This is a genomic window from Acidobacteriota bacterium, from assembly GCA_019347945.1.
Taxonomy (GTDB): domain Bacteria; phylum Acidobacteriota; class Thermoanaerobaculia; order Gp7-AA8; family JAHWKK01; genus JAHWKK01.
Window position 1 is genome coordinate 1 of sequence record JAHWKK010000039.1, and the last position, 18,587, is coordinate 18,587.

Annotated in this window: 17 protein-coding genes; 1 reads left to right on the top strand and 16 read right to left on the bottom strand. The window is 62.2% G+C overall.

The window, feature by feature from the left end:
- Positions 1-237: 237 nt before the first annotated feature.
- On the bottom strand, positions 238-1,128 hold the full coding sequence (locus tag KY459_16050; GenBank protein MBW3566221.1) for a hypothetical protein: 891 nt from the start codon (positions 1,126-1,128) through the stop codon (positions 238-240).
- A 159-nt stretch (positions 1,129-1,287) separates the two neighbouring features.
- Positions 1,288-3,309, bottom strand: a complete 2,022-nt coding sequence (gene glgB, locus KY459_16055) for a 1,4-alpha-glucan branching protein GlgB (GenBank protein MBW3566222.1) — start codon at positions 3,307-3,309, stop codon at positions 1,288-1,290.
- A gap of 62 nt (positions 3,310-3,371) precedes the next feature.
- Here glgB and KY459_16060 point away from each other — a divergent pair, with 62 nt between their 5' ends.
- Positions 3,372-4,163 (top strand): isoprenyl transferase, encoded by a 792-nt coding sequence (locus KY459_16060; GenBank protein ID MBW3566223.1) that lies wholly within the window; start codon positions 3,372-3,374, stop codon positions 4,161-4,163.
- A gap of 359 nt (positions 4,164-4,522) precedes the next feature.
- Here the strand turns inward: KY459_16060 and KY459_16065 are convergent, their stop codons facing one another.
- The 14 genes from KY459_16065 to KY459_16130 form a co-directional block, all read right to left on the bottom strand.
- Positions 4,523-5,485, bottom strand: a complete 963-nt coding sequence (locus tag KY459_16065) for a zinc ribbon domain-containing protein (GenBank protein MBW3566224.1) — start codon at positions 5,483-5,485, stop codon at positions 4,523-4,525.
- A complete protein-coding gene (locus KY459_16070; protein MBW3566225.1) occupies positions 5,482-6,147 on the bottom strand; it encodes a hypothetical protein in 666 nt (221 codons plus the stop codon). Before KY459_16070 ends, KY459_16065 begins: the two co-directional genes overlap by 4 nt.
- A 117-nt stretch (positions 6,148-6,264) precedes the next feature.
- The gene (locus KY459_16075) at positions 6,265-7,470 is read right to left on the bottom strand and encodes a metallophosphoesterase (GenBank protein MBW3566226.1); all 1,206 of its coding nucleotides are present in this window, start codon (positions 7,468-7,470) and stop codon (positions 6,265-6,267) included.
- Positions 7,470-8,294 carry a PHP domain-containing protein gene (locus KY459_16080; GenBank protein MBW3566227.1) on the bottom strand — a complete coding sequence of 275 codons (825 nt, stop codon included), beginning with the start codon at positions 8,292-8,294 and terminating at the stop codon, positions 7,470-7,472. Before KY459_16080 ends, KY459_16075 begins: the two co-directional genes overlap by 1 nt.
- 24 nt (positions 8,295-8,318) lie before the next feature.
- Positions 8,319-8,855: a hypothetical protein gene (locus KY459_16085; protein MBW3566228.1), complete on the bottom strand. Its 537-nt coding sequence runs from the start codon at positions 8,853-8,855 to the stop codon at positions 8,319-8,321.
- Positions 8,856-8,882: 27 nt separating this feature from the next.
- The gene (gene ileS / locus KY459_16090) at positions 8,883-11,648 is read right to left on the bottom strand and encodes an isoleucine--tRNA ligase (protein MBW3566229.1); all 2,766 of its coding nucleotides are present in this window, start codon (positions 11,646-11,648) and stop codon (positions 8,883-8,885) included.
- A gap of 76 nt (positions 11,649-11,724) precedes the next feature.
- A complete protein-coding gene (locus tag KY459_16095) occupies positions 11,725-12,657 on the bottom strand; it encodes a hydroxymethylglutaryl-CoA lyase (GenBank protein ID MBW3566230.1) in 933 nt (310 codons plus the stop codon).
- On the bottom strand, positions 12,654-13,169 hold the full coding sequence (locus KY459_16100; protein ID MBW3566231.1) for a hypothetical protein: 516 nt from the start codon (positions 13,167-13,169) through the stop codon (positions 12,654-12,656). The genes KY459_16095 and KY459_16100 overlap by 4 nt, the downstream gene beginning before the upstream one ends.
- Positions 13,166-13,756: an orotate phosphoribosyltransferase gene (pyrE, locus tag KY459_16105; protein MBW3566232.1), complete on the bottom strand. Its 591-nt coding sequence runs from the start codon at positions 13,754-13,756 to the stop codon at positions 13,166-13,168. Before pyrE ends, KY459_16100 begins: the two co-directional genes overlap by 4 nt.
- Entirely contained in the window at positions 13,753-14,193 is a 441-nt protein-coding gene (locus tag KY459_16110) for an SUF system NifU family Fe-S cluster assembly protein (protein MBW3566233.1), read from the bottom strand. The genes pyrE and KY459_16110 overlap by 4 nt, the downstream gene beginning before the upstream one ends.
- Before the next feature lie 12 nt (positions 14,194-14,205).
- Positions 14,206-15,375, bottom strand: coding sequence for a cysteine desulfurase (locus KY459_16115; GenBank protein MBW3566234.1), 1,170 nt, complete (start codon positions 15,373-15,375; stop codon positions 14,206-14,208).
- A 71-nt stretch (positions 15,376-15,446) separates the two neighbouring features.
- Positions 15,447-16,718: a Fe-S cluster assembly protein SufD gene (gene sufD / locus KY459_16120; GenBank protein MBW3566235.1), complete on the bottom strand. Its 1,272-nt coding sequence runs from the start codon at positions 16,716-16,718 to the stop codon at positions 15,447-15,449.
- Positions 16,715-17,473 carry a Fe-S cluster assembly ATPase SufC gene (gene sufC / locus KY459_16125; GenBank protein MBW3566236.1) on the bottom strand — a complete coding sequence of 253 codons (759 nt, stop codon included), beginning with the start codon at positions 17,471-17,473 and terminating at the stop codon, positions 16,715-16,717. Before sufC ends, sufD begins: the two co-directional genes overlap by 4 nt.
- Before the next feature lie 274 nt (positions 17,474-17,747).
- The gene (locus tag KY459_16130; protein MBW3566237.1) at positions 17,748-18,368 is read right to left on the bottom strand and encodes a TetR family transcriptional regulator; all 621 of its coding nucleotides are present in this window, start codon (positions 18,366-18,368) and stop codon (positions 17,748-17,750) included.
- Positions 18,369-18,587: the final 219 nt, after the last annotated feature.

The window sequence follows — 18,587 nt, forward strand, 5'->3', positions numbered from 1 at the left end:
CATGGATATCAATGGCAATATGGTTCACGGCTGGTCTCCTCTTCTGGGCTTCGAGCCCGTCTAACGTGGGATGCACGATCAAATCGTGACATCGTTCGAGGGGACCGGCCTACTCATCGTCTCTGGGTGGGGGCTCGTGGAATGAGCCGTTCGATTTACACGATCAAACACTTCGTCATCCTGCTCGCAACCCGCAACCGGCAACCGGCAACTGGCATCTCCAACCTCCAACACACTTCACATCCGTCGCGGATCGGGATAGGTGAGCACGCTCCGGTCGAACGGAGACTCGATGACATGAATGGCGCGCTGTTCGTTGGTGAAGACGATGGCGCCATCCTTCGTCCAGGCGACACCCTCACACTGAAGGGTCACTGAGGTATGGAAGCGGATCTGCCGGATGTGATTCGCGAGAAAGTTCTCGCCTGATCGTTCGAAGAGATGAAGCCCGGTGTAGGTGAGCACCGCCAGCGTGCGACCGTCGGACCAGAGCGCGGCGTCGGTCACCATCGAGCCGGGGTCTGCGGTGGAGATCTTCTTCGCGACGATCTCGCCGGAGCCCTCGCCGGGGTCGATCGAATAGAGCGTCGTTTCGGAGTCGCTTCGGTGCTTGCTCAGGATGTAGAGTTTCCCGCCGTCCCAGAACATCGCCTCGGCGTCGAAGTTCATCCGGTCGGGATCTGGAAATTCGTGCTGATCCTCGAATCGGAAGCGGATCGACCGGCGAATCGGTACCGTTCCCGCTCCGCGAGGGTTCGGCTCGTCGATCTCGTGGATGACGAGGTCGCGACGCGCGTTCGCGTTGTTTCCGAAGTCGCCGATGAAAAGGCTGCCACGGTTGTCGGTCGTGATCGCCTCCCAGTCGATGTTCTCGGTACCGTCGATGCCGACCGTGGCATGACCGTTCCCGCCAAGATCGACCGCGAAAATGTGGGGCGTGTTTCCGGAGTCATTGAGCGTCCAGAACAGCGATGGATCGATCGTCGAGCGAATCAATCCGGAGGATTCAGTGATGCTCGCGTCGAGAACGCCGGTCGCACCCGACAGGCGCGTCGACGAGCACTGGGTGCCGAAGAGGAGGACGAGAAGGGCGAGGAATGTGGTTTGTGCTCTTTTCGCGTCGGTCACGGCGGCAGAGTATAGACCACCGGTCATCCCGAGCCATTGATCGACGCTACGCGCCGATTAAGAGGCAATGAACGCGAGATGCCCCGGAGAAAGTGTTGGGACGGCGCTTCGCCGGGCCTGACTGCACTCCTTCGGGAGGAGCCGGCCGAAAAGTAGCGCTCAGACCTTCTCGAGCACGAGCGCACCGAGGGGCGGGAGGTCGAGCAGAAGGGCATGGTAGCGGCCGTGGGCCGCGATCGGTGCGGATTCGATCTCGGTCCTGATCGGATACCCCGACCCGCCGAGATCCTTCTCGTCCGAGTTGAGGATGACGCGCCACGAACCGGGATCGGGGCAGCCGAGAAGATATTCCGGCCGTGGCTCAGGAGTGAGATTGATGACGCAGATGAGCCGGTTCCCGTCACGGTCTTTGCGGGCATAGCTCAGAACACTGTTCAGTGCGTCGTTGGCATCGATCCATTCGAAACCGGAAGGCTCCGAGTCGAGCTCGTGAAGCGCCTTCTGCTCTCGCATCATCGTATTCAGTTTTCCGACGAACCGGAGCAAGCCGTTCCGGTAGGAATCATTCGCATCGGGCCAGCTCAGCTGTGCATCGTGGTTCCATTCGGCCCATTGCCCGATCTCGCAGCCCATGAAGAGCAGCTTCTTGCCGGGCTGGGTCCACATCATCGAGTAGAGCGCACGGAGATTCGCGAACCGCTGCCACTCGTCCCCCGGCATTTTCCGAAGCAGTGAACCCTTGCCATGGACGACTTCGTCGTGAGAGAGGGGAAGGACGTAGTTTTCCGACCACGCATACATCGCGCGGAAGGTGAGCTCGTTGTGATGAAATCGACGGTGGATCGGATCGCGGCTCATGTAGCCCAGCGTGTCGTGCATCCACCCCATGTCCCACTTGTAGCCGAAGCCCAGGCCTCCGAGCCAGGTCGGCCGCGAGACCATCGGCCACGCCGTCGATTCCTCGGCGATCGTCTGAACGCCCGGGACTTCGCGATAGACCGCTTCATTCAGCGTTCGGAGGAAGTGGATCGCATCGAGATTTTCGCGACCGCCGTAGCGGTTCGGGATCCAGTTACCTCCCTCGCGCGAGTAGTCGAGGTAGAGCATCGACGCGACCGCGTCGACTCGAATGCCGTCGATATGAAACTCGTGCAGCCAGTACAGAGCGCTGCTGAGAAGGAAGCTGCGAACCTCGCCCCGGCCGTAATTGAAAATGAACGAGTTCCAGTCCGGGTGGAATCCGAGTCGCGGATCGGCGTGCTCATACAGATGGGTTCCGTCGAAAAAGCCGAGCCCGTGGGCGTCGGTCGGAAAATGCGACGGCACCCAGTCGAGGATGACGCCGATCCCTCCCTGATGAAGCCGGTCGACGAACCTGCGGAAGTCGTCGGGGGAACCGTACCGGCTGGTCGGTGCGAAGTAGCCGGTCGTCTGGTAACCCCACGAGCCGTAGAACGGATGCTCGGTCACCGGAAGGAGCTCGAGGTGGGTGAACCCGAGCTCGGTCAGATAGGGAACGAGCTCTTCGGCGAGATCGCTCCATCCGAGAGGACTCCCGTCGGCGTTCCTTCGCCACGACCCTGGGTGCATCTCGTAGATGGAGATCGGCGCGTCCCGCTCGAGTCGTGGTCCCCGTTTCTCCATCCATTCATCGTCGTTCCATGAATATTCGCTCGTGTGGATCACGGAGGCCGTGCGGGGCGGCAGCTCGGCTGCAGTCGCGAAAGGGTCGGCCTTGTCTCCGGCCCGTCCTCGGTCGGCGTCCTTCACCCGGAACTTGTAGCGATCCCCTCGACTCGCGCCCTCGACGAAGCATTCCCATACGCCGGGCTCTCCGAGCGATCTCATCGGGTCTGCTTTGGGCGACCATTCATTGAAATCCCCGATCACCGAAACGGAGCGGGCCGCCGGCGCCCAGACCCTGAAGAGAGTCCCGTCGGCGCCATCCCGGCGCGTCGGTATGGCGCCGAGCTTCTCGTACAGGCGGCCATGGGTCCCCTCGCGGAACAGATAGGTGTCGGTCTCGGTGAAGTCGAGGGCCGATGTGGCGCCCGGCTCGTCCGAGCTCTCCGCCGGAGCGATCTCTTCCGGAGGCGGTGGGACGTTCTTCTTTTTCGAAGCTTCCCGTCTGGTTGCCCGCTTTCTCGACGCGGGCGGTTTGCTGCTCTTCCTGTCTGCCATTCCCTATTCATCGTACACGTGTCGTGCCGGTCGGGTCAGGTGCTGTTAAGATCGCGGTCGAAATGATCGACGTCAGTCAGATCGCGGAGCGGGGCTCTCTCGAAGAGGAGCTCCTCTCGCGAATCGATCTGAGCGCTCTCCCACGACATGTCGCCGTGATCATGGATGGAAACGGCCGCTGGGCGAAGAGCCGGAGTCTTCCGCGCGTCGAGGGTCACCGAGCGGGCATCGATGCTGTTCGCGACACCGTCGAGACGGCAGCACGACTCGAGCTCGAGGTGATCACGCTCTATGCGTTTTCGGTCGAGAACTGGAAGCGTCCACGGCTCGAGGTTGCGACGCTGATGATGTTGCTCAAGGAGTACGTCCGCAAGGAGATCGATACTCTGATGACCAACGACATCAGGTTCGTACCGATCGGGCGAATCGATGGCCTCGATCCCTCCGTGCAGCGCGAGCTCGAGTTTGCGGTGGAGCGGACCGCAGCCAACAAGGGGCTTCGATTTCAGATCGCGCTCAATTATGGCGGACGGGCCGAGATTCTCGACGCAGTCAATTCGTTGATCCGCGAAAGACGAGGGTCTTCGGAAGAGGTCGGAGAGGAAGAATTCTCCCGGCATCTCTATACAGGATGGACTCCGGATCCCGATCTTCTGATCCGGACGAGCGGCGAGATGCGAATCTCCAATTTTCTCCTCTGGCAGATCGCCTACGCCGAGATCTGGGTGACGAAGGTCCTGTGGCCGGATTTCCGGCGCCGGCATCTGCTCGAGGCCATCATCGATTATCAGACACGCGAGCGCCGCTACGGTGGTGTCGGCGAGGTCCCCGAGGACCTTTTCACGAGACAGTAGAGGGAAAAGCAAGTTGGAGGTTTGAGGTTGGAGGTTTGAGGTTGGTGGACGCGGCTCGCCCTCGAGTGTAGCGCCGGTTTCCACCACCTATGCGGCGATCCGACTCGATCAGCACCGAGATGTTCTTGCGCGATGTCCCCATCACCGGGAGGGCGAGGCTCCTGCCGAGCCGCACCCTTTCGAGATGGCAGAAAGTTCGTTCAGTGCAATGACCGAGCGGGCGGAGACAGAATGGTTTTCAGGTGACATTTCGGCGGAACGCGACGGGGCGGCTCAGCAGGAGCTTCGCCCTCCCGGTCAAATGTCGCATCCGCGAGAGCGCGCCAAACCTCCAACCTCCAACCTCGAACCTCAAACCTTCATCTGAGAGGGAGGACGATCCGATTCGTCGGGACCGGCCGTGGCGGAGCGAGCTGTCCCGGAAGACCTTCGAGTAGCAGATCGAGCTCCTCTCCTGAAGCGCGGCCGAGCGCGACGAAGGTCGCCGGATCGATCTCCACGTCCTCGCCCTGATAGCGGACGACGATTCGCTCGTAGTCTCGCTCGAGACCTCTGGAGAGGACGATCAGGCTCTCGCGGACGTCATCGGGGCCGATGCCCTCGCTCTTCTTGTCGAAGTCGAGAACGAGCGTTCCGGGATCGACGAACCATCCGAGGTGAGCATTGACGTCGATGTCGGCGAGTCTGGCAACTGATGAAATCGCATCGTTCGCAGGAATCTGGACGACCGAATAGTTGAATGCCCACCCGATTGCCGCGATGAGAAGCGGTGTTCCCATGACCGCCGTTCTGAGCGCAGGGAATCTGGGGTGCTGCAGGGTGACGGTCTCGAGACCGAATTGACGCTTCAGGCTCGAGAATCCGGTTTCCTTTCGCCCATCCTCCTCCTGGTCGTCATCGGAGTCGACGGAAGGCACATCGATGCGGATGGCGTAGTAGGCGATCGAAAGCATCAGCCCCGCGCCGATGGCGATGATTCCGACGGGACGAAAGATGAAAAGTGTGACGACTCCGAGGAGATAGGCGACCCAGCTCGCATAGTTGAGCTGCGCGCGCAGCCGCCTGGCTCGGACCGCCCGGTATCGCGGATCGAGAATCTCGCCGCAGTGGCGGCAGCGGAGTGCGCCTTCGTCTACCCTGGCCAGACATGCGGGGCACTCCTGCTTGCGCGCATCGCTGAGCCGTCGCTGTTTGTCCTCGTCGCGACGGAGCGGGTGCGCGGTCGACAGAAAAATCAGGCCGCAAGATGTGCAGGATGCCGCGGAGGGCTCCCGTACGACCCGGCATTCGGGACAGCGGAGCATCACCGCATCCGAGCTCATCGGAATTTCCTCACGACCAGCACGACGCCGACGATGACGCTGAATGCGACGATCGCCAGCGGAATCCACAGAATGCGGCGCTCCTCGGTCGGAGGGGCCAGGTCGGAAGTCTGGATGCGGCCGATCCGGTCAGGACCGAGGGCGCGCGTCACGTCGGTGCGGAATCGCTCGAGGCTGCGGGGCCGCTCGGCGACCTCGACTGTCCCGCGCTGAGGATCGACGAGCACGAGGTCGCTCGCAGCGGGGACGACGAGCTCGCCGCCGGAATCCCGCACGATCTCGTAAGTTCCCTGGTTCTGGTAGAGGACCGTGTCGGCACCTTGCACCTTTGCGGTGAAAAGAATGCGCTCGTCACCCGGTGAGAATTCGGGAATCCCGATGGTCCGCTGATTGAGATTGCCGACCCGGCCGCCCGAGGTGACGATCGTAATCGTCGGGCCGGGGTCCCCTTTGAGAGCTTCCTCGACGGCGAAAGTGGTCTCGGTGAGGATCCAACGCCCGGTTTCGTCGAAGCGGGATTGCGTCGCCACAGCGCGGCCTCGAAGGATCGAGTCCGCCTCCTCGACTTTCTCGTCGAAGGTCTTGAATTCCGCCACCGACGCCGAAGCGAGGGGAGCCGTCAGGAGTAGCGCCAGGGTCGCGCCCAAAAACTTATTCGGCATTCTGAAAGGACGAACGAAGCAATCCGGGCGCCAATTCCGGAAAGAACCGCGAGGATCTCACTCCCTGGGGTCCGGGCACCAATTCTGGCACGCAAAACGGTCGTCCGGCTGACTTCCTCAGGCCCGCCGCTCCGGTCTCAGCAGCAGGTCGGTCGGACCCTCGTCACTCCCGGCTCGCCGTTCGCTGACGAGGCGGAACGTCGCGAGCTCCGGCGGACAAAGGATCCTCACCGGCGGAACGGCTCCGAGGCCGCGGCTGACGTAGAGGAGAACCTGATTCTCCCTGTGAAATCCGGATGCGTAGAGTGCTTCGTGCTTCGAGGGAACGACGATCGCTCCGAGAAATGGAAGGCGGATCTGCCCGCCATGAGTGTGGCCGGCGAGGAGGAGGTCGACGCGCTGGTTCTCGATATGCCCGGCGATGTCGGGATGGTGCGAGACACCGATGCAGGGACGGTTACCGGGTACGCTTCGGAAAGTCGCTTCGATGTCGGGCGTGCCGCGATAGAGCTCGTCGATCCCGATCAGATCTATGACGTCCGGTCCTCGCGTGATTCTGGTCGATCGGTTGACGAGGAAGCGGACACCCCGCGCGGTCATCGCGGCGACGACCGCATCGGCGTCGGTCCAGTAATCGTGATTTCCGAGAACTGCCCAGACCCCGTCTTTCGCGCGCAGGTCGATCAGAAGCACCCGGGCCATCAGCTCGATGTCGGCCTTCCAGGTCACGAAGTCTCCACCGAGGAGCACGAGGTCGACGTCCCGGGCGATGATCTCCTCGACGCATCGCCGGTAGAAGTCCTCGCGCATGAATCCGGTGACGTGTGTATCGGTCATGAAGGCGATCTCGTAGCCCTCGAACGACGGAGGAAGATCCGGGATGACGACATCGTGTGAGGTGATCTCGAGATCGTAGACGTCGTTGTGGATTCCGAGTGCTCGGAGGCCCTTCGACTGAACGTGCCCCTCCCGGATGTGAACCCGCTCGGATGGATTCGCGATGACGCCGCCGACCGTCGGAGGATGGAAGTTGTACCAGGACCGATCGATCAGCCAGTAGACGCCGGTGGCGACGGTCAGCGCGACCCAGACGGCTCCTGCAATTGCGAGCGGGCCCATCCGGCCGGTGCGAACGCCGCTGTAAAAGAACCAGTAAAGAGGGAGGAGGACGGTCAGCGCGACCGGGATGGCGATCAGTCCGATCCTGAGCCGGTCGCTTTCGTGTTTCTCCGCGAAGACGAGACGGTTGAGCGAGAAGAGACCGATCCGCGCGTTGCCGGCGACCGCGAGCAACCCGAGCAGCAGCAGCACCAGCACGTTCATCAGCAGGCCGCGCCGAGCCGTTCGAGAATGGGGCCGATGTTGATTTCGGGGACGCGGACCGATCCGAAGGTGCGCCTATCCTCGAATCCGTGGTCGTCGGATCCTCCGGTGATCATCAGCTCGTGAGAGCGGGCGAGCTTCTCCAGTCTCGCCGTCCATTCGGGAGGAATCTTCGGGTGAATGCACTCGATCCCTTCCAGCCCGAGATCGAGCAGCTCGTTGACCACGAGCATCGGTTCGCCGTACAGGGTCGGATGTGCGAGGGAGAGGACACCGCCGCACGACCGGACCAGCTCGATCGCATCGGAAGCCGTCATGCAGGCTTTCGGAACCCACGCGGGTCCCCCCTGGTGAAGGTAGACGCGGAAGGCCTCGCCGACGTCGCTTACGACACCGTTCGCGACCATGACGCGGGCAACGTGAGGACGTCCCGGAGAGCCCTCGCCGCAGAGCGCGCGAACCTGGTTACCGTCGATCTCGACACCGGCTTCGTGCAGTTTGTCGATGATTCGATCGAGTCGTGTACGGCGGGTCTCACGCAGCTCGGCCAGTCTCGATCGGAGAATTTCGTTGGTCGGATCGAACGCGTACGCGAGCAGGTGGATGTCCCAGCCGCGATGCGTGACGGACAGTTCAGTTGCGGGGACGAGGATGATCTCTCGTTCGGCCGCGTAGGCAAGCGCTTCGAAGTAGCCGCCGAGCTGATCGTGGTCGCTGATGGCGAGAATGCCGATCTGGTATTTCACCGCCAGATCCACCAGCTCCGACGGAGATCGGGTCCCGTCGGAGTGATGGGTATGCGTGTGAAGATCCGCGAAGCGCATCGAAGGCAGGCTCTGAGCCTGCAATCAGGAGAGTGCTTTGGAGATACGTTTGGCCGTCTTTTTAACGGCCTTGTCGGTGACCTTCTTCGCCTTTTCGAAGTTCTTGTCGGCGGCTTTCCGGGCGGTTTTGGCCTGGGCACCGGCGGCCTTTTTCGCCTTCTTCAGATTCTTGTCGGCGACCTTCTTTGCCTTCTTCAGATTCTTGTCGGCGGTCTTCTTCGCCTTCTTCAGATTCTCGTCGGCTGCCTTGCGGACTTTCTTCACCATCGGTCCGGCGGCTTTCCGAGTGTCCTTGACGGCCTTGTCGGCGGCCTTCCTGGCCTTGCGAATGCGCGGTTTCGCGGCCTTCTTCGCGTCCTTGGCGACGCTCGCCGAGGTTTTTTCGGCCCTCTCGAGCGCCTTGATCGCAGCTTTGCGTGCCTGTTCGATCTTCGGCTTCGCGGCTTTCCGCACCTTTTTGGCGGTGTCCTTTGCGGCCTTCGAGATCACGCGCCCGGCGGTCTTTGCGGTTTGAGTTGCCTGTTTCTTCACGGTATCCAGCGTATCTTCGATGTCAGCCATCTTCTTCTCCTGTTGAGTTCCGTAAGTTCACGCCACCGGCGTCAGCGAATCTACAATTTCCGAGCATCGCTCGCAAAGCCCGTCTTCAGAACGGATCTGTTCGCGATAGTGCCAGCAACGATCGCAGCGGCTACCACGTGCGTTCTTCATGCCGATTTCCGGTTCGTCGCCCGCGTCCGGGCTCACGATCTCGACGTGGGAGACGATGAAGAGCTTTGCGAGATCGACGCCGCTGGCGGCAGCGAGCTCGCCGGGATCGGTCCCGCGCAGCTCGATGTCGGCCTCGAGAGACTGCCCGATCTCGCGCCGCCCCCTCGCTCCCTCCAGGACTTTCTGGACCGCCTCGCGAAGGTCGAACAGCCGCTCCCACGTCCTTCGCTGGTCGCTCGAAAGGGCGAAGCGCGAGAGATCGGGAAAAGATGTCAGGTGTACCGACTCCTCGTCCGATCCCGTTAGCGACTCGTAGATCTCGTCGGCCGTGAAGGCGAGGATCGGAGCAATCATCGATGCGAGGCCGCGGACGATCTCGTACATCGCCGTCTGAGCCGCGCGGCGGGTCTTCGAGTCAGCCGCTTCGACGTAGAGCCGGTCCTTGACCACATCGGAGTAGACCGCCGAAAGATCGACCGTACAGAGGTCGAGGATCCGGTGATAGACGGCGTGGAACTCGAAGTTCTCGTAGGCGACTCGGCTCCGCTGAAAAGTCTGATGCGTGCGGTCGAGAATCCAGCGGTCGAGAGGCTCGAGCTCGTCGATCGGGACCGCATCGCGAGCCGGATCGAAGTCCTCGATGTTGGCGATGAGGAATCTCGCGGTGTTGCGAATCTTCCGGTAGCTCTCGGAGATGCGCGAGAGGATCTCCTTTCCGAGCCCGACGTCGTCCCGGTAGTCGATCATCGAGACCCAGAGTCGCAGGACGTCCGCGCCGTGGTCCCGGATCACTTCCTGCGGGGCGACGACGTTCCCGAGCGACTTCGACATCTTCCGTCCCGACTCGTCGACCACGAATCCATGCGTGATCACGCTCTCGTACGGCGCGGCCCCTTCGACCTCGGTGCCGATCAGCAGCGACGACTGGAACCATCCCCGGTGCTGGTCGTGACCTTCCATGTACAGCTGGACCGGCCAGCCGAGATCCGGATTCGGAGCCGCGACCGCCAAATGCGACGAGCCGGAGTCGAACCAGACGTCGAGAATGTCGGTCTCCTTCCGGAAGGTCGTCGACCCGCACGCACACGCGTATCCTTCGGGGACGAGCTCTGCGGCGTCCCGTTCGAACCAGACGTCCGCCCCGTTCTCTCGGACCAGTTCGGTCACCCGCGCGAAAAGCTCAGGCGTTGCCACGTGCTCATCGCAGCCGTCGCAGTAGAGGACCGTGATCGGTACGCCCCAGGCACGCTGCCGCGAGATGCACCAGTCGGGACGGTTGGCGACCATGCCGCTGATCCGCTCGTAGCCCCATCGCGGAATCCACCGCACTTTCTCGATCTCTCCGAGCGCCTTCTCCCGCAGCCCCGTCTCTTCCATCGAGATGAACCACTGCTCGGTCGCGCGAAAGATCACCGGGCTCTTGCATCGCCAGCAGTGCGGATAGCTGTGCTTCAGCTCCCGCAACGCCAGAAGCGCACCGGCGCCCTTCAGAGCCTCCACGATTCCGGGATTCGCATCGTAGACATACTGGTCTTCCCACTGAGGCGCTTTCGAGGTGAATCTTCCACGATGATCGACGGGCGTCAGAGTCTCGAGCCCGTAGCGGCGGCCCGTGCTGAAGTCGTCCGCACCATGGCCCGGCGCGGTGTGGACGAGGCCGGTACCGGCCTCGAGCGTGACGTACTCGCCGAGCGCGAAGATCCCCTCGCGGTCGACCAGCGGGTGACGGTAGGTCATCCGCTCGATGTCGCCTCCCCGGAACCGGCGCACCTCTTCCGGCTCGTTCCAGCCGAAGACTTTGGCGACCTGTGCGACGAGCTCCGACGCCACGATGTGGTTCTCGCCGCCGGCGCGAACCACCGAGTACTCGAGATCGGGATGGAGCACGATCGCGAGGTTCGCCGGAATCGTCCAGGGCGTCGTCGTCCAGATCACCGCGTAGAGTGGTTCGCCCCCGACGCCGAGCTTTTCCGCGACGTCATCCGCGGCCCGAAACCTCACGTAGATCGAGGGAGAGACCTTCTCGTCGTACTCGACCTCGGCTTCGGCGAGGGCGGTCTGGCAGCGCGTGCACCAGTGGACGGGCTTCAGACCCTTGTAGACGGACCCCGACTCGAAGCAGCGCCCGAGAGTCTCGACGATCTTCGCTTCGTAGTCGTACGACATCGTGCTGTACGGCCGATCCCAGCTGCCGAAAACACCGAGCCGGATGAAGTCCCGTCTCTGGATGTCGAGATTTTCGTCGGCGAACCGCCGGCAGGCTTGGCGAAACTCGACCGTCGACATCTCGCGCTTTTTCGGCCCGAGCTGCTTGTCGACCTTGTGCTCGATCGGAAGACCGTGGCAGTCCCAGCCTGGAACGTAGGGAGAGTGGAACCCCATCATCGAGCGTGATTTCACGACGAAGTCCTTGAGGATCTTGTTGAGCGCGTGGCCGATGTGGATCCTGCCGTTCGCGTACGGAGGGCCGTCGTGAAGCACGAACTTCGGGTTTCCCTCGTTCCGCGCGACGATCTTTTCGTAGAGGCCGAGCTCGTCCCAGCGAGCGAGTCGCTCCGGCTCGCGACCGGGAAGATTGGCCTTCATCGGGAAGTCGGTCTGCGGCAGATTGAGTGTGCTCTTCCAGTTTTTCTTTTCAGACATGAGGCTCCGCTCCACTCCCGGAGTGAACGGCCACGCCGGGAACGGTGAGGCAAACTCGACGCTTCACGCGATCATTTCAGTTGGGGCGGGCGGCGGTTCCGAAACCGAGGTTGGGCCGGCTCGCCTGCAGAACCCGTCCCGGAAGGGGATGATCGATCCAGGGGGCGATTGCAGCCGAAGCGTCGAGCAGCCGCTCGAGATCGACGCCCGTGTCGATACCGAGACCGTCGAACAGATAGACGAGATCCTCGGTGGCTACGTTGCCGGAGGCTCCCGGGGCGTATGGGCAACCCCCGAGGCCCCCCGCGGAGCTGTCGAACGTAGTGATTCCCTCTTCGAGAGCCGCGAGTACGTTCGCGACACCCAGCCCGCGCGTGTCGTGGAAGTGCATCGCCAGCCGGTCCTTCGGGATGACCTGCACGAGCAGATTGACGAGGCCCTGGACCTGGTTCGGCGTACCGACTCCGATCGTGTCGCCGATGGAGACCTCGTAGCAGCCGAGGTCGAGCAGACGAGCGGCAACCTCGAGGACCCGCTCGGGCGCGACATCTCCTTCGTAAGGGCACCCGAGAGCTGTCGAAACGTACCCTCGAATCCGCAGGCCTTCCTGCCGCGCGAGCTTCGTGACCGGGGCAAAGACTCCGAACGATTCGTCGACGCTCATGTTGATGTTTTTCTGGTTGAAGCCGTCCGATGCCGCGGTGAAGATGGCGATCGATCGGACATCGGCTTCGAGCGCCCGCTCGAGTCCCTTCATGTTGGGAACGAGCACGGGGTAGTCGACGTCCGGATGCCGGTGGATCTTTTCCCACACTTCGGCGGTGCCCGCCATCTGGGGGACTCGTTGGGGATGAACGAATGCACCGATCTCGATCGTCTGGAGTCCGGCATCGGCGAGCGCGTCGATCAGCGCGACCCGCGGCTCGACAGGAATCGGTGTTTTCTCGTTCTGCAGTCCGTCGCGGGGTCCGACTTCGACCAGGTGGACCGATTCGACGTCGTACTTCATGATTCCGAGGGCTCCCCGTCCGGCTCGGGCGCAATCGAGATCAGGTCGACGCCGGGCTGCACCATGTCACCTTCGCTGCAGCCGATCTTCTCGACGACGCCGGTGTAGGGCGCTGCAATCGTGTGCTCCATCTTCATGGCTTCCAGAACGAGAAGCGGTTCTCCTTTCTTCACCGCGGCTCCCGCGGTCGTCAGAATGCGGAGGACCGAGCCCGGCATCGGCGCGGAGAGCGAGTGATCGTCGTACTTCGCTCGCCTCCGCCGGGTGCCCCCTTTGTCGACTTCGGCTTCCCACAATTCTCCGTCGAGCATGATCGCGACCCCCGCGGCGGTCTTCCGCCAGGCGAAGACGAGCTGCTCTCCGTCACGCTCGACCCCCATCTCGTTTTCGGACTGCCAGAGAATCGACCAGGTGGCGGACCCGTCCCCGTCCGAGATCAACAGCTCATCGCCACTGCCGGTGAGATCGACCGTGCGCGTCTCGCCGCCGATGGAGACCGTATACTTCGTCATCTCGAGCCTCCGAACCGGCTGCCGGGCGAGTCGATCGGCACGCCTTCGCCGCACATCGGGCAATCCTTCTCTTCCCAGCTCTCGAGCTCGAGAGCGAGAAGATACTGATACGGAGATTCGAAAGGATTCTCTCGCCCGCTCCGGTTGAGGACCGATCCGAAGCCGGCGACACGGCCGTTACGCTCCTCGATGACGCTTTGCGTCTCCTTTGTCGACTTTCCGGTCGTCACGACGTCCTCGATGATCAGGCAGCGAGCGTTCCCGGAAATGTCGAAACCGCGACGGAGCATCATCTCTCCGTCTTTTCTCTCGGTGAAGATCATCGGGATTCCGAGCGCTCGCGAAACTGTCTGGCCGATGACGAGGCCGCCGAGAGCGGGCGCGACGATCAGTTCGGGGTTGATCGATGCAAGCTTCGCGGCGAGTCCTTCGCCGAGAGCGTCGGCGTCGCGCGGGTGCGAGAGCAGGCGCGCGCACTGGACGTATCGGTTGCTGTGGAGTCCGGACGAGAGGCGGAAGTGGCCGGAGAGAAGCGCTCCCCGGTTCTCGAGCATCGTCCGGACGGTCTCGGGGCTGATCTCGTTCATTCGGTGGTGGCTGTGGTGGGAATGTTCTCGATGGCGTTTCGGAGGGCGTGCCAGGCCAGGGTTGCGCATTTTGTCCGCGTCGGAAAGTCGCGCACACCCTTGAAGACCGCGAGCTTGGATGTCGCCGCTTCGTCGCTGTCGCCCTTGACGAGGTCGACAAACCCGCTTGCGATCTCGAGCGCCTCGCGCGCGGGCTTTCCCTTTAGGGTTTCGGTCATCACCGAGGCGGAGGACTTCGAGATCGCGCAACCCGATCCCTCGAATCCGATCTGCTCGATCTCGTCGTTCTCGATGTCGAGGTAGATCGTGTAATGGTCACCGCAAAGAGGGTTGTAGCCTTCCGCCTCGCGGTTCGTCCCCTCGGGGCGCCCGAAGTTCCTCGGCTTGCGATTGTGATCGAGGATGAGCTGCTGATACAGCTCTCTCATTGGGTCCATGAATCGTCTCCGTCAGCGGAAGATCGAGATGGCGCGCTCGATGGCACGCACCAGCGCATCGATTTCCGCCCGCGTATTGTAGAAGGCGAGCGAAGCGCGTGCCGTCGCGGGGACTCCGAAACGCTCCATGACCGGCTGCGTGCAGTGGTGCCCTGTCCTGATCGCGACCCCCTCTTCGTCGACGATCGTGCCGAGATCGTGGGGATGGATGTCGTCGAGAACGAAGGAGATGACGCTCGCCTTGTCACCCGCCTGGCCGATGATCCGGAGCCCTTCGATCTTCTCCAGCTCCGCCGTGCCGTATTCGAGGAGATCGTGCTCGTGCGCTCCGATCGCTTCGTATCCGAGCGCCCCGATGTAATCGATTGCCGCCGACAGCCCTGCGACGCCCTCGATATTCGGGGTCCCCGCCTCGAACCTCGCCGGCGGCTGCGCCCAGGTCGAGCCCTCGAAGCGAACCGATTCGATCATGTCGCCGCCACCCTGCCACGGACTCATCGCGGCGAGATGCTCGGCCTTTCCATACGCGACCCCGATCCCCGTCGGCCCGAACATCTTGTGCCCGGAGAAAACGTAGAAGTCGCAGTCGAGATCCTGAACGTCGACCGGAAGATGCGGAACCGCCTGAGCGCCGTCGATCACGACCGGGACTCCGGCCGCCTTCGCCCTCGCGATCATCTCTCGGACTGGATTCACCGTCCCGAGCGAGTTCGAAACGTGAACGAACGACGCGATCTTCGTTCGTTCGGTCAGGAGCGAGTCGAGCTCTCCGAGGATGAGCTCTCCGAGGTCATTGACGGGGACGATGTGGAGTTTGGCGCCGGTTCGCTGGCAGAGGAGCTGCCACGGAACGATGTTCGAATGATGTTCGATCGCGGTGATGAGAATCTCGTCGCCCTCGCGCAGGCGAGGGGCCGCGAAGCTGTTCGCGACCAGATTGATCCCTTCGGTGCATCCTTTGACGAAGACGACCTCTCTCTCCGTGCCTGCGTTGATGAATCGTGCGACCTTCTTCCGTCCCTCCTCGTACATCGAGGTTGCGATCTGACTCAGCTGATGAACTCCGCGGTGAACGTTTGCGTTCTGTTCTTCATAGTAGTGAACGATCGCATCGATCACCTGTCGAGGTTTCTGGGTGGTCGCGGCGTTGTCGAGATAGACGAGTGGATGCCCCTTCACCATCGTCGAGAGGATCGGGAAGTCGGCACGAATTGCCTCCAGGTCGAGATGCGGCGTGACGGACGGGTTCGCGGTCACTGGCCCGCCCTCTCCGTGAGAATCGATTCGATTCGTTCGCGGATTGCACTCGAGGCGATCAGATCGACGACCTCCGAAGCAAACCCCCGCGTCAGAATCTCGCGGGCGCGTTCTTCGGAAATGCCTCGGGACCGAATGTAGAAGATCGAATCCTCATCGAGCCGCCCGATCGTCGAGCCGTGCCGGCACTTGACGTCGTCGGCGTAGATCTCGAGCTGCGGGGTGCTGTTTGCGATGGCCGTGTCGGACAGAACCAGATTGTCGTTCGACTGAGCCGCGTTGGTTTTCTGTGCGTCCGGACGGACGATGATGCGGCCTTCGTAGATGCCTCGCGATCGTCCATCGAGAACGCCCTTGAACGTCTGGCGGCTGTTGCAGTGGGGCCACGCATGGTCGATCAGAGTCTGGTGGTCGGCTCTCTGTTCGCCGTCGAGGACGTAGAGCCCGTTCATCTCGCAATCCGCTCCTTCGCCCTGAAGTACTGCGGTCGAATCGTATCTCGACGTGAGCGCACCAGCCGTCATCGCGAACTGACGAAGCCTCGAATCCCTTGCGAGAGACGCCCTGACGATGCCGTAATGATCCGCGCCTTCCCCCTCGGACTGAATCCGGATGTGATGCAGCTCGGCGTTGGAAGCGCAGTAGGCGCGGGTCGAGGCGAGCGTCACGGTCCCGGCAGTCCCTTCGGAGACGTAGGTCTCGATGACCGTTGCGTGCGAGGACTCCCCGAGCGTCAGTGTCAGACGAGGCAGAGTGAACCCTCGTGAGGATGATGCACCGCCCGTATTGATGAAGAGCACCTGCAGGGTTCCGGCGTCCGCGCCGCTCGCGACGTCGATGAAGAGCGCATCGGGATGGAGTGCAGCGTTCCACGCCGCCAGTGGATTTTTCTCGTCCTGAAACGGATCGAGCTCGTCGAGCCGTTCGATCAGTGCGGCATTTTCCGCGGAAGAGCCGACCGTCACACCGGAAGGGATCGCGTCGGAAAGCGACGCCTGGTAGCGGCCGTTCACGACGACCAGAAGAGGAACATCGGGGAATCGCCAGCCTTCGAGGATCGCCGGATCCGGCGACGAGACGCCGGGGACCGCGAGATCGTCGCGACCCAGACTCTTCAGGTTCGTGTACTTCCAACCTTCGGTTTTCGCGGTTGGCAGACCGAGGGCGATCGCCCGTTCCCGGGCCTTCCGTCTGAGGCTCGAATCATCCGGTGGCGTGACACCGATCAGCCCGACCGGCTCGACGGCATGGCTCACAGTCGTGGTCAACTCGCGGCCACCGTCGACTCCGCGAGCCCGGCGTAGCCCTTCTCCTCGAGCTCGAGTGCCAGCTCGCGGCCTCCCGAGCGGACGATCCGTCCCTCGGACATCACGTGCACGAAATCGGGAACGAGATAGTTGAGAAGTCTCTGGTAGTGCGTGATCACGATGACCGCGTGCCGCTCGTTCTTCAGGCGGGTCACACCCTCGGCGACGATTCTGAGTGCGTCGATGTCGAGCCCGGAGTCGGTTTCGTCGAGGATCGCCAGCTTCGGATCGAGAACTGCCATCTGAAGGATCTCGTTCCGCTTTTTCTCACCGCCGGAGAAGCCCTCGTTGACCGCGCGCGACATCAGCTTTTCGGGAAGCTCGACGACCTTCATCTTCTCCTTCACCAGATCGAGAAAATCGATGGCGTCGATCTCTTCTTTGCCCTGGTGCGTCCGGATGGCATTGAGCGCCGTCCGGAGGAAGTAGGTGTTGTTCACCCCCGGAATCTCGACGGGGTACTGAAAGGCGAGGAAGACGCCCTTGCGGGCGCGCTCCTCGGGGGCCATTTCGAGGAGGTTCTCTCCCAGGTATGTGACCGAGCCGCTGGTCACCTCGTAGGCTTCGCGGCCCGCGAGGACGTTGGCGAGCGTGCTCTTGCCCGACCCGTTGGGGCCCATGATCGCATGGACTTCTCCCTCGTTGACGGAGAGGTCGAAGCCACGCAGAATCTCGTTGTCTTCGACTTTGGCGTGGAGGTCTCGAATTTCGAGCATTTGAATCGTTCGTCTTCCTTTCAGGTCGGCCCGACGAGGGGCGAAAATCGAAATGGTACCGGATTGGTACTCTTTACATCGATCAACCTCCCAGAGCTCTGCTGGATTCCTGTAGAAGCAAGAGTGAAGAGTGAAGAGTGAAGAGTGAAGAAGAGCCAGGAGCCAGGAGCCAGGAATCAGGAGTCAGGAATCAGGAACGCGGGACGAGCTTGCGCGATGCAACACTTCACCGGGAGGGCGAGGCGGTGGGCTTTCACTCTTCACCCTTCACTCTTCACTCTTCTTTCCGCAGCCCGCTCAGAGCGATTCGGGTCAACGGGCCGGCCACCGTGGCGAGCGGCTCCTCCTTTTCGGAAAGGATCCACGACGTCACCATCTCGTCGATCATCCCGAAAACCGCCTTGGCGGCGAGCTGCGGATCGACGTCATTCCGAAACTCGCCCGCTCGCTGACCATCCTGGATCACGTGGCGAAGGATGCCGAAATAGTCGGCCAGCTCGCCGTGGGAAAACTTCGCCATGAACTTCTGGGTATGCCGGAGCTCGACCTGAAAGACGATCGCGAGATCCCTGTCGGACCCGATCGTCTCCAGATGGAACGCGACGAGGCGCTCGAGCTTCGCGCCCGGCGAGTCGATCGAGGCGAGCTCCTCGCGAAGTCGATCGAGGAAATCGACCATCGATTCCTGGAAGATCGTGAAGAGAAGATCCTCCTTCGACTCGAAGTACAGATAGATCGTCCCGTCCGCCACGCCTGCCTCCGAGGCGATGTCGGTGACCCGGGCATTGAAGTAGCCTCGACGGGCGAAGGTATCGATGGCGGCGCGGAGAATCTTTTCCCGTTTTCCACCAGCTCGGGCAGCGGATGCAGCGGCAATTTCGGATTGAATGGCCATTCAGTCGCAGCATTTCCGAACCGATCGTTCCTGTCAATGGCTGAGGAGGGGCTGACGGGGTCGGGGGGGGCCATTATAAATAAAAACCGAAAACGCAACAAAATCCCGGGCGGGCACCCGGAAAGTGAAAGTAGGACAACCACCCCCCCCACAGGAGGGCAAAAACCGTCAATGAGGGGGGGGGAACGCAATAAGTGTTGTGCGACTCTCGTGATGGGC

What these genes read in the sequence shown, in the direction of transcription:
- glgB (MBW3566222.1), bottom strand. Translation starts at nt 3,309, where the DNA reads ATGGCAGACAGGAAGAGCAGCAAACCGCCCGCGTCGAGAAAGCGGGCA.
- KY459_16060 (MBW3566223.1), top strand. Translation starts at nt 3,372, where the DNA reads ATGATCGACGTCAGTCAGATCGCGGAGCGGGGCTCTCTCGAAGAGGAG.
- KY459_16065 (MBW3566224.1), bottom strand. Translation starts at nt 5,485, where the DNA reads ATGAGCTCGGATGCGGTGATGCTCCGCTGTCCCGAATGCCGGGTCGTA.
- KY459_16070 (MBW3566225.1), bottom strand. Translation starts at nt 6,147, where the DNA reads ATGCCGAATAAGTTTTTGGGCGCGACCCTGGCGCTACTCCTGACGGCT.
- KY459_16075 (MBW3566226.1), bottom strand. Translation starts at nt 7,470, where the DNA reads ATGAACGTGCTGGTGCTGCTGCTGCTCGGGTTGCTCGCGGTCGCCGGC.
- KY459_16080 (MBW3566227.1), bottom strand. Translation starts at nt 8,294, where the DNA reads ATGCGCTTCGCGGATCTTCACACGCATACCCATCACTCCGACGGGACC.
- KY459_16085 (MBW3566228.1), bottom strand. Translation starts at nt 8,855, where the DNA reads ATGGCTGACATCGAAGATACGCTGGATACCGTGAAGAAACAGGCAACT.
- ileS (MBW3566229.1), bottom strand. Translation starts at nt 11,648, where the DNA reads ATGTCTGAAAAGAAAAACTGGAAGAGCACACTCAATCTGCCGCAGACC.
- KY459_16095 (MBW3566230.1), bottom strand. Translation starts at nt 12,657, where the DNA reads ATGAAGTACGACGTCGAATCGGTCCACCTGGTCGAAGTCGGACCCCGC.
- KY459_16100 (MBW3566231.1), bottom strand. Translation starts at nt 13,169, where the DNA reads ATGACGAAGTATACGGTCTCCATCGGCGGCGAGACGCGCACGGTCGAT.
- pyrE (MBW3566232.1), bottom strand. Translation starts at nt 13,756, where the DNA reads ATGAACGAGATCAGCCCCGAGACCGTCCGGACGATGCTCGAGAACCGG.
- KY459_16110 (MBW3566233.1), bottom strand. Translation starts at nt 14,193, where the DNA reads ATGGACCCAATGAGAGAGCTGTATCAGCAGCTCATCCTCGATCACAAT.
- KY459_16115 (MBW3566234.1), bottom strand. Translation starts at nt 15,375, where the DNA reads ATGGTGAAGGGGCATCCACTCGTCTATCTCGACAACGCCGCGACCACC.
- sufC (MBW3566236.1), bottom strand. Translation starts at nt 17,473, where the DNA reads ATGCTCGAAATTCGAGACCTCCACGCCAAAGTCGAAGACAACGAGATT.
- KY459_16130 (MBW3566237.1), bottom strand. Translation starts at nt 18,368, where the DNA reads ATGGCCATTCAATCCGAAATTGCCGCTGCATCCGCTGCCCGAGCTGGT.